The sequence below is a fragment of the Pseudomonas sp. MS01C9 genome, assembly GCF_058202755.1.
Genome location: NZ_CM177073.1, coordinates 1334489 through 1348654 on the forward strand (window position 1 = coordinate 1334489; position 14166 = coordinate 1348654).

Consider the following 14166-nt stretch of genomic DNA (forward strand, 5'->3'; position numbering starts at 1 on the left):
TGTCACAATTTGCCACCTCCCAAGAGAACCGTTCATGGACACCTTGCAAAACATGCGTGCGTTCTGCTGTGTTGCCGAAGCCGGCAGTTTCACCGCCGCCGCCGGGCAACTCGACACCACCACAGCCAACGTCTCGCGTGCGGTTTCCAACCTGGAAGCCCATCTGCAAACCCGCCTGCTCAACCGCACCACTCGCCGTATCGCCCTGACCGAGGCCGGCAAGCGCTACCTGCTGCGCTGCGAGCAGATCCTGGCCTACGTCGAGGAAGCCGAAGCCGAGGCCAGCGATGCCCACGCCCGCCCGGCGGGGCAGCTGAAAGTCCATACCATGACCGGTATCGGCCAGCATTTCGTGATCGACGCCATCGCCCGTTATCGCAAGACACACCCGGACGTGACCTTCGACCTGACCCTGGCCAACCGCGTACCGGATATCCTCGACGAGGGCTACGACGTCTCTATCGTGCTGGCCAGCGAACTGCCGGATTCAGGCTTCGTCTCCCAGCGCCTGGGGATCACCTACAGCATCGTCTGCGCCTCGCCCGCCTATGTGAAGGCCAGCGGCTGCCCGCAAAAACCCAGCGACCTGCTCAACCACGCCTGCCTGCGCCTGGTCAGTCCGGTCATTCCGCTGGAGAAGTGGGTGTTCGATGGCCCTGAAGGCCAGGAGATGGTCACCATCAATCAGTCACCGTTCCTGGTGAACTCCGCCGACGCCATGAAAACCGCCATCACCAGCGGCATGGGCGTGGGAGTATTGCCGGTATATGCCGCCATCGAAGGCCTGCGCAACGGCACGCTGGTGCGGGTCATGCCCAACTATCGCTCCCAGGAACTGAACCTGTACGCCATCTATCCTTCGCGCCAGTACCTGGATGCGAAGATCAAGACCTGGGTCGAGTATTTGCGAGGCTCGCTGCCGGAAATCCTGGCGGCGCATCAAGCCGAGCTGACCGCCTACGAACTGAGCGGCAGCCTGGCGGGGGCACGGGGGCCCCATTGAGCTCCCCCGCCCGTTCGGCTCAGCGCTTGCCCATCGAACGACGGGTACCGGGAGGCGCGGCTCCGGGGGTCTTGGTATGACCGTCCTTCACGCCGTTCTTGTACCACGGCAATTGGCCGGCCCCTTTGGCCGCGGCCAGTTCACCGGGCTTGAACGGGAATTTGAAGGCCGGGATGGCCGCCTTGGCGTCGGCGGTAGCGGTAACGTCGCCGGCAGGCGAGTCCAGCTGGTGGTCGCTCGGGCGCTCGTCCGCGGACGAGGGTGTCGGGGAAGTCATGTAAGGCTCCGGGAAAATGCATGCGAGTCGGCCCCGCTCACAGGGCGCGAGGCGGCAGTATACCTGCCCGTTGGCGAACGCACCGGGCCGTTTCAATAGGCATGGATACGTGTCTGACAGGAATCCGGGACGAAACTGACACGCCCGTCAGCTAGCCGTCACCTTCCTGACCGTCTCGCAACGCTATATAAGAAACATAAAAATCCCTTCGTCCGAACCGGCTTCCCACATTCATGCACATCCAGAAAAAAACCGTCCTGCTTGTCGCACTGCTGGCCGCCCTGGCGGCACTTGTCCTCTGGTTTGTCATGAAGCCCGTCACCGCCAGGCCCGGTGCTCCCGCCGCCGTTCCGGTGCGGGTGATCAGCGTGGAGCGAAAGGATGTCCCACGCTTCGCCAGCGGCATCGGCACGGTGCTGTCGCTGCACAGCGTGGTGATCCGTCCCCAGGTGGACGGCATCCTGACCCGGTTGCTGGTCAAGGAAGGGCAACGGGTCAACAAGGGGGACCTGCTGGCGACCATCGACGACCGCTCCATCCGCGCCAGCCTCGACCAGGCTCGGGCCCAGCTTGGCGAAAGCCAGGCACAGCTGGCGGTGGCCCAGGTCAATCTCAAGCGCTACAAGGCATTGAGTGTCGACGACGGCGTGTCGAAACAGACCTACGACCAGCAACAGGCCCTGGTCAACCAGCTCAAGGCCACCGCCCAGGGCAACCAGGCGGCCATCGACTCGGCCCAAGTGCAACTGTCCTATACCCAGATCCGCTCTCCGGTGACCGGTCGTGTCGGCATTCGCAACGTGGATGAAGGCAACTTCCTGCGCACCAGCGACACCGAAGGCCTGTTCACCGTGACCCAGATCGACCCGATCGCGGTGGAATTCTCCCTGCCCCAGCAGATGCTGCCCACCCTGCAAAGGTTGATCGCCGCCCCCGAGCCCGCCCTGGTCAAGGCCTATATTGGCACCGATGGCGGTCAGGGAGAGCTGTTGGGCGAGGGCCGGCTGAGCCTCATCGACAACCAGATCGACGCCAATACCGGCACCCTGCGGGCCAAGGCCGAATTCAGCAACGCGGGGCAACGCCTGTGGCCCGGGCAACTGGTCACGCTGAAGATCCAGACCGCCCTGGACAAGGACGCCCTGGTGGTGCCGCCCACCGTGGTCCAGCGTGGGCTGGAGCAGCATTTCGTGTACCGGATCAAGGGCGACAAGGTCGAGAGCGTACCGGTAGTGATGGTCTACCAGGACAGCGACATGCACATCATCAAGGGGGTCGACGCCGGCGACCAACTGGTGAGCGACGGGCAATCGCGGCTCAAGCCGGGGGCCAGCATCCAGGTGCTCAGTGATCCACCGGCCCTCGCCAAGGCATCGGAGCCGCAGCCATGAAGGGTCGCGGTTCTATTTCGGCGTGGTGCATCGATCATCCAGTGGCCACGGTGCTGCTCACGTTTGCCCTGGTGCTGCTGGGGTGCATCGCCTTTCCTCGCCTGCCCGTGGCTCCGTTGCCGGAAGCGGAGTTCCCGACGATCCAGGTCAGCGCCCAATTGCCCGGCGCCAGTCCCGAAACCATGGCGTCGTCGGTGGCGACGCCGCTGGAAGTGCAATTCAGCGCCATTCCCGGCATCACCCAGATGACCTCCAGCAGCGCCCTGGGTTCGACCAACCTGACCCTGCAATTCAGTCTCGACAAGAGCATCGACACCGCCGCCCAGGAAGTGCAGGCGGCCATCAATACCGCTGCCGGCAAATTGCCCAGCGACATGCCGAACCTGCCCACCTGGCGCAAGGTCAACCCGGCCGACAGCCCCGTGCTGATCCTCAGTATCAGTTCCAGCCTGATGCCCGGCACCGAACTGAGCGACTACGTCGAAACGCTGCTCGCCCGGCAGATCAGCCAGATCGACGGCGTGGGCCAGATCTACATTACCGGCCAGCAACGTCCCGCCATCCGGGTCCAGGCTTCCGCCGACCGTCTCGCCGCCATCGGCCTGACACTGGCCGACCTGCGCGTGTCGCTCCAGCAAGCCAGCCTCAACCTGGCCAAGGGCGCGCTGTATGGCCAGTCGAGCATCTCCACCCTCTCCACCAACGACCAGTTGTTCCAGCCCGAGGAATATGGCGACCTGATCGTCTCCTACAGGAACGGCGCACCGGTGCACCTGAAGGACATCGCCCAGGTCGTCAGCGGTTCGGAGAACGCCTACGTCCAGGCCTGGTCCGACCAGGACCCCGGCGTCAACCTGGTGATCTTCCGCCAGCCGGGCGCAAACATCGTCGAGACGGTCGACCGCATCCAGGCGGCCCTGCCCACCCTGGAAGCCATGCTGCCCGCCTCGGTGCAGGTCAAGGTGATGATCGACCGGACCCAGACCATCCGCGCCTCGCTGCACGAAGTGGAAATCACCCTGCTGATCGCGGTGCTGCTGGTGGTGGCGGTGATGGCGCTGTTCCTGCGCCAGCTTTCGGCGACCCTGATTGTATCGGCGGTGCTGGGGGTGTCGCTGATCGCCAGTTTCGCCCTGATGTACGTCATGGGCTTCAGCCTGAACAACCTGACCCTGGTGGCCATCGTCATCTCGGTGGGGTTCGTGGTGGACGATGCCATCGTAGTGGTGGAGAACATCCACCGGCACCTGGAGGCCGGTGATGGCATGCGCGAGGCGGCGATCAAGGGAGCCGGGGAAATCGGCTTCACGGTGGTCTCCATCAGTTTCTCGCTGGTGGCCGCGTTCATACCGCTGCTGTTCATGGGCGGCGTGGTCGGGCGCCTGTTCAAGGAGTTTGCCCTGACCGCCACCTCGACCATCCTGATTTCGGTGGTGGTCTCCCTCACGCTGGCGCCCACCCTGGCTGCCCTGTTCATGCGCGCTCCGGTGCATGCGGCGCACCGCCACCCGGGGTTCGGCGAACGCCTGCTGGGTTGGTACGAACGGGGCCTGCGCCGGGCACTGGCCCACCAGACCCTGATGATCGGTGTCTTCGGCCTGACCCTGGCGCTGGCCGTGGTGGGTTACGTATTCATCCCCAAGGGCTTCTTCCCAGTGCAGGATACAGGCCTGGTGCTGGGCACCAGCGAAGCAGCGGCCGACGTGTCCTTCCCGGACATGGTGGCCAAGCACAAGGCCCTGGCCGAAATCGTCGCCGCCGACCCCGCGGTGCAGACCTTCTCCCATTCCGTCGGCGTTTCGGGCAACAACCAGACCATCGCCAATGGCCGCTTCTGGATCGCCCTCAAGCCACGGGGGGAGCGCGACGTATCGGCCAGCGGCTTCATCGACCGGATCAGGCCCCAATTGCTCAAGGTTCCTGGCGTGGTGCTCTACCTGCGTGCCGGGCAGGACATCAACCTCAGCTCCGGGCCCAGCCGCGCCCAGTACCAGTACGTGCTCAAGAGCAACGACGGGCCGACGCTCACGGCCTGGACGCAGAAACTCACCGACCGGTTGCGCGGCAACCCGGCGTTTCGCGACATCTCCAACGACCTGCAACTGGGCGGCAGCATCACCCATATCAACATCGACCGCAGCGCGGCGGCGCGCTTCGGCCTGACCGCCAGCGATGTCGACCAGGCCCTGTACGACGCCTTCGGCCAGCGGCAGATCAACGAATTCCAGACCGAGACCAACCAGTACAACGTCATCCTTGAGCTGGACACCCTGCAACGTGGCAAGGCCGAGAGCCTGGCGTACTTCTACCTGCGTTCGCCCCTGAGCGGAGAAATGGTGCCGCTCTCGGCCCTGGCGCGCTTCGATGCTCCCACCAACGGTCCGCTGTCCATCGCCCACGACGGCATGTTCCCGGCGGCCAACCTCTCGTTCAACCTGGCGCCCGGCGTGGCATTGGGGGACGCGGTGCGCATCCTCGAACAGACCAAGAACGAGATCGGCATGCCCGCCGCCATCACCGGCAGCTTCCAGGGTGCGGCCCAGGCCTTCCAGAGCTCCCTGGCGAGCCAGCCGTGGCTGATCCTTGCCGCGCTGGTGGCGGTGTATATCATCCTTGGCGTGCTCTACGAGAGTTTCGTGCATCCACTGACCATCATTTCCACCCTGCCCTCGGCCGGCCTCGGCGCGTTGATCATGCTCTGGCTGCTGGGCCAGGATTTTTCCATCATGGCGCTGATCGGGCTGGTGCTGCTGATCGGGATCGTCAAGAAGAACGGCATCCTGATGATCGATTTCGCCCTCGATGCCCAGCGCAACGGCGGGCTTGCCCCCCAGGAGGCGATTTTCCAGGCCTGCCTGACCCGGTTCCGCCCAATCATCATGACCACCCTGGCCGCCCTGCTGGGTGCCTTGCCGTTGATGCTCGGTTATGGCGCTGGTGCCGAGTTGCGGCAGCCCCTGGGCATCGCGGTGGTCGGCGGCCTGCTGGTCAGCCAGGCGCTGACGCTGTTCACCACACCGGTCATATACTTGTGGCTCGAGCGACTGTTCCATCGGCGCCCACTTCCACCCGGGCCCGCTTCGACAGCGGCGCTGGCGACTACAGACTGAGGCAAGGCCATGCGCGTTCTGATCATCGAAGACGAAGAGAAAACCGCGGACTACCTGCACCGCGGCCTGACCGAACAGGGCTACACCGTGGACGTGGCAGCGAACGGCGTCGAGGGGCTGCACCTGGCCCTGGAGAGCGAATACGCCGTGATCGTGCTCGATGTCATGCTGCCGGGCCTGGACGGCTTCGGCGTGCTGCGGGCCTTGCGCGCCCGCAAGCAGACACCGGTAATCATGCTCACCGCCCGGGAACGGGTCGAGGATCGCATCAAGGGCCTGCGCGACGGGGCCGACGATTACCTGGGCAAGCCGTTTTCGTTCCTGGAACTGGTGGCCCGCCTGCAGGCCCTGACCCGCCGCAGCGGGGGTCATGAACCGGTGCAGGTGAGCATCGCCGACTTGTGGATCGACCTGATCAGCCGCAAGGCCACTCGCGCCGGCCAACGCCTGGACCTGACCGCCAAGGAGTTCTCCCTGCTCAGCGTGCTGGCACGCCGCCAGGGGGAGATTCTCTCCAAGACCGCCATCGCCGAAATGGTGTGGGACATCAACTTCGACAGCGACGCCAACGTGGTGGAGGTGGCGATCAAGCGCCTGCGGGCCAAGCTGGACGGGCCGTTCGAACAGAAACTGCTGCACACCATTCGCGGAATGGGTTACGTCCTGGAGAATCGCGGTGAGTAACAGCATCGCGTTGCGACTCAGCGGCCTCTTCACACTGGTGGCCGCCGTGGTGTTCCTGCTGATCGGCGGCGCGCTTTACCAACAGGTCGAAAAAGGCCTGGGGCTGTTGCCCGAAGCCGAACTCGACGCCCGCTACAGCGTGCTGGAATCCACGGTGGGTCGCTACGGCACGCCCGAGCACTGGGTGAAGATCAACAACAAATTGCGATTGCTGGCCGAAGAAGACAAGCGCATCCACTTCTGGATCGTCAGCGGCGATCCCCGCTTCGAGTACGGCAACCCCGACGCGCAGATCCGGGCCATCACCCAAGGGCCACTGGGCAAGCACGACCTGCAGTTGCCCGACCGGGACTACCCGATGAAGGTGCTGGTGAGCCAGTTCCCGGCCAAGGACCAGCGACCGCCGCTACGCTTCATGATCGGCATCGACACCGAAACATTCTCCCAGACCCAGCACCGCCTGTTGGTGGCGCTGGTGAGCCTGGCATGCATCGGCGTGCTGCTGGCCTCGTTGCTGGGCTACTGGGTCGCGCGCATCGGCCTCAAGCCGCTGATCAAGCTGTCCGAGGAAGCCCGGCGCCTGGCCCCGCCACGCCTCTGCGGGCGCTTGCATCTGTCGCCGCTACCACCGGAACTCGGTCAGTTCGTCAGTTCCTTCAACGCTACCCTCGACCGGGTCGAACAGGCGTACTCGCGCCTGGAGTCGTTCAACGCCGATGTCGCCCATGAACTGCGTTCGCCCCTGACCAACCTGATCGGCCAGACCCAGGTGGCCTTGACCCGCGGGCGTTCGGCCGAGCACTACTTCGAAGTGTTGCAATCGAATCTGGAGGAACTGGAACGGCTGCGCTCGATCATCAACGACATGCTGTTCCTCGCCAGCGCCGACCAGGGCAGCAAGGCGACCAAACTGACCCATGCGTCCCTGGCCGGCGAGGTCGCCACCACCCTCGACTACCTCGACTTCATCCTCGAGGACGCCCAGGTCCAGGTCCGGGTCAGCGGCGATGCCCAGGCCAACATCGAGATCGCCCATCTGCGCCGGGCACTGATCAACCTGCTGAGCAACGCCGTGCAGCATACCGCTCCGGGGCAGGTGATCGACGTGCACATCGAAGCCCTTGGCGACCAGGTCACCCTGGCCGTCACCAACCCCGGCGAACCGATCGCCGGCGAACACTTGCCGCGCCTGTTCGAACGCTTCTACCGGGTCGATGCCTCCCGCAGCAACAGCGGAGCCAATCATGGACTGGGGCTGGCCATCGTCAGGGCGATTGCACTGATGCACGGAGGGGAAGTCTTCGTGCACAGCGACCAGGGCGCCAACACCTTCGGCATCCGCTTGCCGGCCTGACATCCTCCCAAAGGCTCCCACGGCATCCAGCGCAGGCCTTTGCAGCCATTGAATGCTGGGCGAAAGCCAACTCGATCAAAATCGCAAACCAGGCTCAGGCCAATCCCGGGGCTATTGCACGAACACCGATTGCCCGCTTCCACCGATCCAAGCACAATCAGCAAAAGGCCAGCATCTGGTTCATTGCCCGTTATGCAACCCATTGGGAAGGATCCCTGCCACATGACAATGCAGACATTGGAACCATGAGTGCAAGCAGTGCGACACCCGGCACCACCCAACCCTCCAAACGTTCGGAACGCGCACTCGTACTGGCCAGTTCACTGGTCGTCATCGCCATCCTGAGCATCGTCACGTTCCTGCTGATTCGCGAACATGCCAGCGCCCAGCAGGCTGCCACCCGTGCAGCGACCAACATCGTGCAGTTGATCGATGCCGATGTGCTGCGCAACGTCGAGCTCTATGACTTGTCGCTGCAGGGCTTGATCGCCACGGCAAAACGCGATGACCTGAAGGAGGTTTCGCCGACGGTCCGCCACCTGGCCCTGTTCGACCGCGCCACCGCAGCGCCGTACAAGGGCGATATCCTGCTGCTGGACAAGCATGGCGATGTCATCGCCGATTCCGCCTCCATCGAACCACGCAAAGGCAACTACGCCGACCGGGAATATTTCCAGTCCCATCGGCAGAACCCGGACCTGGGCATGATGATCAGCCGCCCGTTCCGTTCCAGGAGTGCCGCCCACGACTGGCGTATCAGCTTCAGCTATCGAATCAACGACGAGCGTGGTGAGTTCATCGGCGTGGCCGAGGCGGCGATGCGCCTGAACTACTTCAGCCAGTTGTTCAAGAGCCTGAACATTGGCCATGGCGGGACGGTCAACCTGGTCAGTCGAGACGGATTCCTGTTGGCACAGGAACCGCCCCTGGCCGAGGACATGATCGGCAAGGACTTCAGTAACAGACCGAATTTCATGCGCATCCTGCGCGAGGGCGACGGCAGTTTCACCAGCGTATCCAGTGTCGATCAGACGCAACGCCTGTACACCTTTTCCCAGGTAGGGAACTTGCCATTGATCGTCGTGGTGGCGCTGTCCTCCCAGGAGGTATTCGCCTCATGGCAACGTACGGCGCTGTTGGTCAGCGGCGCCACCGGCGCGCTGTGCATCGGCTTGCTCTGGCTGACGTGGCTCCTGCGGCGTGAATTGAGGCGCCGCCACAGTGCCGAGCGTGAACTGGCCCAGCAGGCCTCCACCGACGCCCTGACGGGCCTCGCCAATCGACGCACCCTGGATGAAACGCTGCAACAGGAGTGGCTGCGGGCCCAACGTTCGGGCCAACCGTTGTCGGTCCTGATGATCGATGCGGATCATTTCAAGGCGTTCAACGACCGCCACGGCCACCAGGGTGGCGACGAAGCCCTGCAGGCCCTGGCGCAGCTGATCGGCGAGCACGTACGACGGCCCGCCGACCTGGCGGCACGCTACGGTGGCGAGGAATTTTCGGTGGTATTGCCGGAGACCACCACCGCCGGGGCATTTGCCATGGCGCAGCACATTCGCGAAGCCGTAGAGCAGCAGCCACCCAGGATCCCGGGCGACGGCCCCATGACGGTCAGCATCGGCATCGCCACCTGGGCCCAGGGCCCTTATGGCGAACTTGAAGAGTTGCTCTTCGCCGCCGACAAGGCGCTGTACCAGGCCAAGGCCAGCGGGCGCAATCGTGTGGTGTGCGCGATGTAACACCGCGCCCCCCAAAGGCGATGGATACGGTCCCTGTAGCGAGGGAAAAATCCCTCGCCAAAGGGCTCATCCGATCCTCAGGAAACATCCATAAAAAAAGGCCACCCGAAGGCAGCCTTTAAAAAACTAGAGAGGTTTTTTGCTTACACGGCCGCTACAGGACGCATGTAAGAGATTGGTGCGGTGCTGGCATCTTCGAACGTCACGACTTCCCAAGCATCTTTCTGCTCAATCAACTTGCGCAGCAGCTGGTTGTTCAGTGCGTGGCCGGACTTGAAGCCCTTGAACTCACCAATCAGGCTATTGCCCAGCAGGTAGAGGTCGCCGATTGCATCGAGGATCTTGTGCTTGACGAATTCGTCTTCATAACGAAGGCCGTCTTCGTTCAACACGCCATCGGAATCGACCACGATCGCGTTTTCAACACTGCCGCCGAGTGCGAGGTTGTGCTTGCGCAGGTACTCGATGTCACTCATGAAGCCAAAGGTACGGGCGCGGCTGACTTCTTTTACGAACGAAGTGCTGGAAAAATCCACGCTTGCACTCTGGGTGCGGTCACGGAAAACCGGGTGATCGAAATCGATCTCGAAGCTCACCTTGAAGCCATCGAAAGGGACGAAAGTGGCGCGCTTGTCGCCGTCTTCCACTGTCACTTCCCGCAGGATGCGGATGAACTTCTTGGCTGCGTCCTGCTCTTCCAGGCCAGCCGATTGAATCAGGAATACGAAGGGTCCGGCACTGCCATCCATGATCGGGACTTCGGACGCGGAGAGCTCGACGTAGGCGTTATCGATGCCCAGGCCAGCCATGGCCGAGAGCAAATGCTCCACCGTGTCCACTTTGGTGTCACCGTTGACCAATGTGGTCGACATGGTGGTTTCACCAACATTTTCCGCGCGAGCAGGAATCTGCACCACAGGGTCGAGGTCGGCACGACAAAACACGATGCCGGTGTCGACAGGCGCGGGCTTGAGGGTCAGGTAGACCTTCTCGCCGGAGTGCAGGCCGACACCTGTGGCACGGATAATATTCTTCAGGGTGCGTTGTTTAATCATGGCATGGGCCGCTTCAGCGCAAATTGCGAACTGGTATCAACAAAGGCTGGCGATGATAGCAGACCAGACCTTTGCTGAACACCAATCACCCGTATCCCCCTGATACATTTCATCAATCGGCCTGACGACGCAGGAAAGCCGGGATGTCCAGGTAATCCAGATCGTCTTGCGGATTCATCTTCGCGGCAGTCGCAGCACCGGCCTGGGCCTGGTTGCGCATGACGGTCGGACGGTCCAGGTCGCGGTAGTTCACCGCAGGCTGTTCCTGACGAACGGGGGCTTGCTGCTGAGGCTGTGCGGCCATGGCGGTTTGAACGGTGTTGTCGATCACCTTCATCGGCTTCTCGATCTTCGCGCCCAGACCGGTGGCAACCACGGTCACGTGCAACTCGTCACGCATGTCCGGATCGATCACGGTACCGACCTTGACCATCGCGTGGTCGGAGGCGAACGCCTCGATGATGCTACCCACGTCGGAGTACTCGCCCAGGGACAGGTCGGGACCGGCGGTGATGTTCACCAGGATGCCGCGAGCACCTTGCAGGTTCACGTCTTCGAGCAACGGGTTGCGGATGGCCGCTTCGGTGGCCTCGCGAGCACGGTTCGGACCGCTGGCGCAGCCAGTGCCCATCATCGCCATGCCCATTTCGGACATCACGGTGCGTACGTCGGCGAAGTCGACGTTGATCATGCCCGGACGCTTGATGATGTCGGAGATACCGCGAACGGCACCGGCCAGTACGTCGTCGGCCTTGGCGAAAGCCGACAGCAGGCTGGCGTCCTTGCCCAGGATGGTCAGCAGCTTCTCGTTGGGAATGGTGATCAACGAGTCGACGCTCTCGCTCAGCGCGCGGATGCCCTCATCGGCAATCTGCATGCGCTTGCGGCCTTCGAACGGGAACGGACGGGTCACCACCGCAACGGTGAGGATGCCCATTTCCTTGGCCACTTCGGCGATGATCGGCGCCGCACCGGTACCGGTACCACCACCCATGCCAGTGGTGATGAACACCATGTTGGTGCCGGCCAGGACTTCAGCGATGCGCTCGCGGTCTTCCAGGGCAGCCTGACGGCCAACCTCGGGATTCGCGCCGGCACCCAGGCCCTTGGTCACGCCGGTACCCAGTTGCAGGATGGTCCGCGCGCCAATGTTCTTCAGCGCTTGAGCATCGGTGTTGGCGCAGATGAATTCGACGCCTTCGATGTTGCTCTTGACCATGTGATTGACAGCGTTGCCGCCGCCACCGCCGACACCGATTACTTTGATAACCGGGCTAGCGGGGATGTTGTCTACGAGTTCGAACATTTTCCCTCTCCTTACATTCTCTAGTTTTTTTCGCCTACTGCGTTTTTACTGCCTTCCGGCGCCAAGCCTGAGACTCGCCGCCTGAAGTGTTGAACCTGGTTCAGAAGTTGCCTTTGACCCAAGCCTGGAGCCGCTCGAAAAGCGGCGCCTTGGGCTCGTCGCTGCTGTAGCTGTCGCGGCTGCCGATCCCCGAGAACGAGATCCCGTCGGACTGTTTCTGCAAGCCGTACATCAACAGGCCCACGCCCGTGGAATAGATCGGGTTGCGAACCACGTCGTCCAGGCCCTTGATGCCATGGGGCACGCCCAGGCGTACCGGCATGTGGAAGATCTCCTCGGCCAGCTCGACCGCGCCTTCCATCTTCGACGTACCACCGGTCAGCACGATGCCGGCCGGGATCAGGTCTTCGTAGCCGCTGCGACGCAGCTCGGCCTGGATCAGCGTGAACAGCTCGTCGTAACGCGGCTCGACCACTTCGGCCAGGGCCTGGCGCGACAGCTCGCGCGGCGGACGGTCGCCAACGCTGGGCACCTTGATGGTTTCACCGGCGCCAGCCAGTTTCGCCAGGGCGCAGGCGTAGCGGATCTTGATTTCCTCGGCGTACTGGGTCGGGGTGCGCAACGCCATGGCGATGTCGTTGGTCACCTGGTCGCCGGCAATCGGGATCACGGCCGTGTGGCGGATGGCGCCTTCGGTGAAGATCGCGATGTCGGTGGTGCCGCCGCCGATGTCCACCAGGCACACGCCCAGTTCTTTCTCGTCGTCGGTCAGCACCGAATAGGCCGAGGCCAGTTGCTCGAGGATGATGTCGTCGATCTCCAGGCCACAGCGACGCACGCATTTCTCGATGTTCTGCGCGGCGTTAACAGCGCAGGTGACCACGTGGACCTTGGCTTCCAGGCGCACGCCGGACATGCCCAGGGGCTCGCGCACGCCTTCCTGGTTATCGATCACGTAGTCCTGCGGCAGGGTGTGCAGCACACGCTGGTCAGCCGGGATCGCCACGGCCTGGGCCGCGTCCAGTACGCGCTCGAGGTCGGCGGAGCTGACTTCGCGATCACGGATCGCCACGATACCGTGGGAGTTCAGGCTGCGGATGTGATTGCCCGCCACGCCGACGAACGCCGAGTGGATACGGCAACCGGCCATCAGTTGCGCCTCTTCGATGGCGCGCTGGATCGACTGCACGGTGGACTCGATGTTCACCACCACGCCTTTCTTCAAGCCGCGGGACGGATGGGTGCCGATCCCGACGATGACCAGCGTGCCGTCGTCCGCGACCTCACCTACCAGCGCAACCACCTTGGAAGTGCCGATATCCAGCCCGACGATCATTTTTCCGCTTTGCACGTTTGCCATGGGTCCTGCCTCTTCTTAATTCTTCGCGACGGCGGGTTCGGCCGTCGTGGGCGCCACAGGTTCCCGCCAGCCGACGGCCAGGCCGTTGGCATAGCGCAGATCGATGCGCGCGATGTTCGTAATCTGTTCTTTGAGCGTCTTGTCATAGATGGCGATGAAGCGGCGCATCTTTTCCACCAGGTTGCCGCGACCGAGCAACAGCTCGATGCCCGGTCCCGAGCTGCCCGCGCCAGTGGTCAGGAACCAGCTGCCGCGCTCGCGCAATTCCAGGCGCGCGATGGAGAAGCCCAGCGGCCGCAACATCTGACTCAACACCTGGTATTGCTGCATCACCTGCTGCTGGGCCCGCTGAGGGCCGAACAGCTGTGGCAAATGTTCGTAGTTGGCCAGTTCCCGTGGCGTGAACGCCTGACCCTGGTTGTTCAGCAACGACTCGTCGCCCCAACGGGCCACCGGCAGCTGTTCCTCCAGGCGGATCGACACCTGGTCGGGCCACACCCGGCGGACCTCGGCGTGGGCGATCCAGGGCATCTGCTCCAGCTCCGTGCGCATGCCCGCCAGGTCGATGGTGAAGAAGCTCGACGCCACGAACGGGGCGATCCGCTGCTGCACCGCTTGCTGGCTGATGTAGCTCAGGTCGCCCTGGACGTTGATCCGCGCGATCGGCCGGTCGGCATAGGGCAGCAGCCGTTGCGCCCCTTCATACGTACCGAACCCCAACGCCACCAGCAGTACCGGCCAGAACAGGCTCTTCAGGAAACCAAAATTGGCTTTCGGCAGGCGCGCCGACATCGGCTCCTTGGCCACCATTCGGCTGGCACCCCGCGGCACCGGCTTGCGGCCGGGTGCGGAGGGCTGATGACGAAGCGATGCGCCTTGCATGC

11 protein-coding genes are annotated in these 14166 nt (G+C 63.3%); 6 read left to right on the top strand and 5 right to left on the bottom strand.

Annotated elements, in window-relative coordinates:
* The first annotated feature begins 34 nt into the window (after positions 1–34).
* A complete protein-coding gene (locus tag AC1M7R_RS06120; protein ID WP_072397034.1) occupies positions 35–1003 on the top strand; it encodes a LysR family transcriptional regulator in 969 nt (322 codons plus the stop codon).
* Between the two features lie 19 nt (positions 1004–1022).
* Here the strand turns inward: AC1M7R_RS06120 and AC1M7R_RS06125 are convergent, their stop codons facing one another.
* A complete protein-coding gene (locus AC1M7R_RS06125) occupies positions 1023–1280 on the bottom strand; it encodes a hypothetical protein (RefSeq protein WP_072397032.1) in 258 nt (85 codons plus the stop codon).
* A 233-nt stretch (positions 1281–1513) separates the two neighbouring features.
* On the opposite strand from AC1M7R_RS06125, the gene AC1M7R_RS06130 reads away from it, so the two are divergent.
* The 5 genes from AC1M7R_RS06130 (at position 1514) to AC1M7R_RS06150 (ending at position 9561) form a co-directional block, all read left to right on the top strand.
* Positions 1514–2671 (top strand): efflux RND transporter periplasmic adaptor subunit, encoded by a 1158-nt coding sequence (locus tag AC1M7R_RS06130; protein ID WP_490610303.1) that lies wholly within the window; start codon positions 1514–1516, stop codon positions 2669–2671.
* Positions 2668–5781, top strand: coding sequence for a multidrug efflux RND transporter permease subunit (locus tag AC1M7R_RS06135; RefSeq protein WP_076406309.1), 3114 nt, complete (start codon positions 2668–2670; stop codon positions 5779–5781). The genes AC1M7R_RS06130 and AC1M7R_RS06135 overlap by 4 nt, the downstream gene beginning before the upstream one ends.
* Positions 5782–5790: 9 nt before the next feature.
* Positions 5791–6465 (top strand): heavy metal response regulator transcription factor, encoded by a 675-nt coding sequence (locus AC1M7R_RS06140; RefSeq protein WP_072397026.1) that lies wholly within the window; start codon positions 5791–5793, stop codon positions 6463–6465.
* Entirely contained in the window at positions 6452–7819 is a 1368-nt protein-coding gene (locus AC1M7R_RS06145; protein WP_490610477.1) for a heavy metal sensor histidine kinase, read from the top strand. Before AC1M7R_RS06140 ends, AC1M7R_RS06145 begins: the two co-directional genes overlap by 14 nt.
* 245 nt (positions 7820–8064) lie before the next feature.
* Positions 8065–9561, top strand: a complete 1497-nt coding sequence (locus tag AC1M7R_RS06150) for a sensor domain-containing diguanylate cyclase (protein WP_103894638.1) — start codon at positions 8065–8067, stop codon at positions 9559–9561.
* Between the two features lie 143 nt (positions 9562–9704).
* Here AC1M7R_RS06150 and lpxC read toward each other — a convergent pair whose 3' ends face one another.
* The 4 genes from lpxC to AC1M7R_RS06170 form a co-directional block, all read right to left on the bottom strand.
* Positions 9705–10616: a UDP-3-O-acyl-N-acetylglucosamine deacetylase gene (gene lpxC / locus AC1M7R_RS06155; RefSeq protein WP_010452622.1), complete on the bottom strand. Its 912-nt coding sequence runs from the start codon at positions 10614–10616 to the stop codon at positions 9705–9707.
* Between the two features lie 112 nt (positions 10617–10728).
* The gene (ftsZ, locus tag AC1M7R_RS06160) at positions 10729–11922 is read right to left on the bottom strand and encodes a cell division protein FtsZ (RefSeq protein ID WP_072397020.1); all 1194 of its coding nucleotides are present in this window, start codon (positions 11920–11922) and stop codon (positions 10729–10731) included.
* Positions 11923–12022: 100 nt separating this feature from the next.
* Positions 12023–13282, bottom strand: coding sequence for a cell division protein FtsA (gene ftsA, locus AC1M7R_RS06165; protein WP_053149737.1), 1260 nt, complete (start codon positions 13280–13282; stop codon positions 12023–12025).
* Positions 13283–13297: 15 nt separating this feature from the next.
* Positions 13298–14164 carry a cell division protein FtsQ/DivIB gene (locus AC1M7R_RS06170; RefSeq protein ID WP_042729561.1) on the bottom strand — a complete coding sequence of 289 codons (867 nt, stop codon included), beginning with the start codon at positions 14162–14164 and terminating at the stop codon, positions 13298–13300.
* Positions 14165–14166 lie beyond the last annotated feature (2 nt).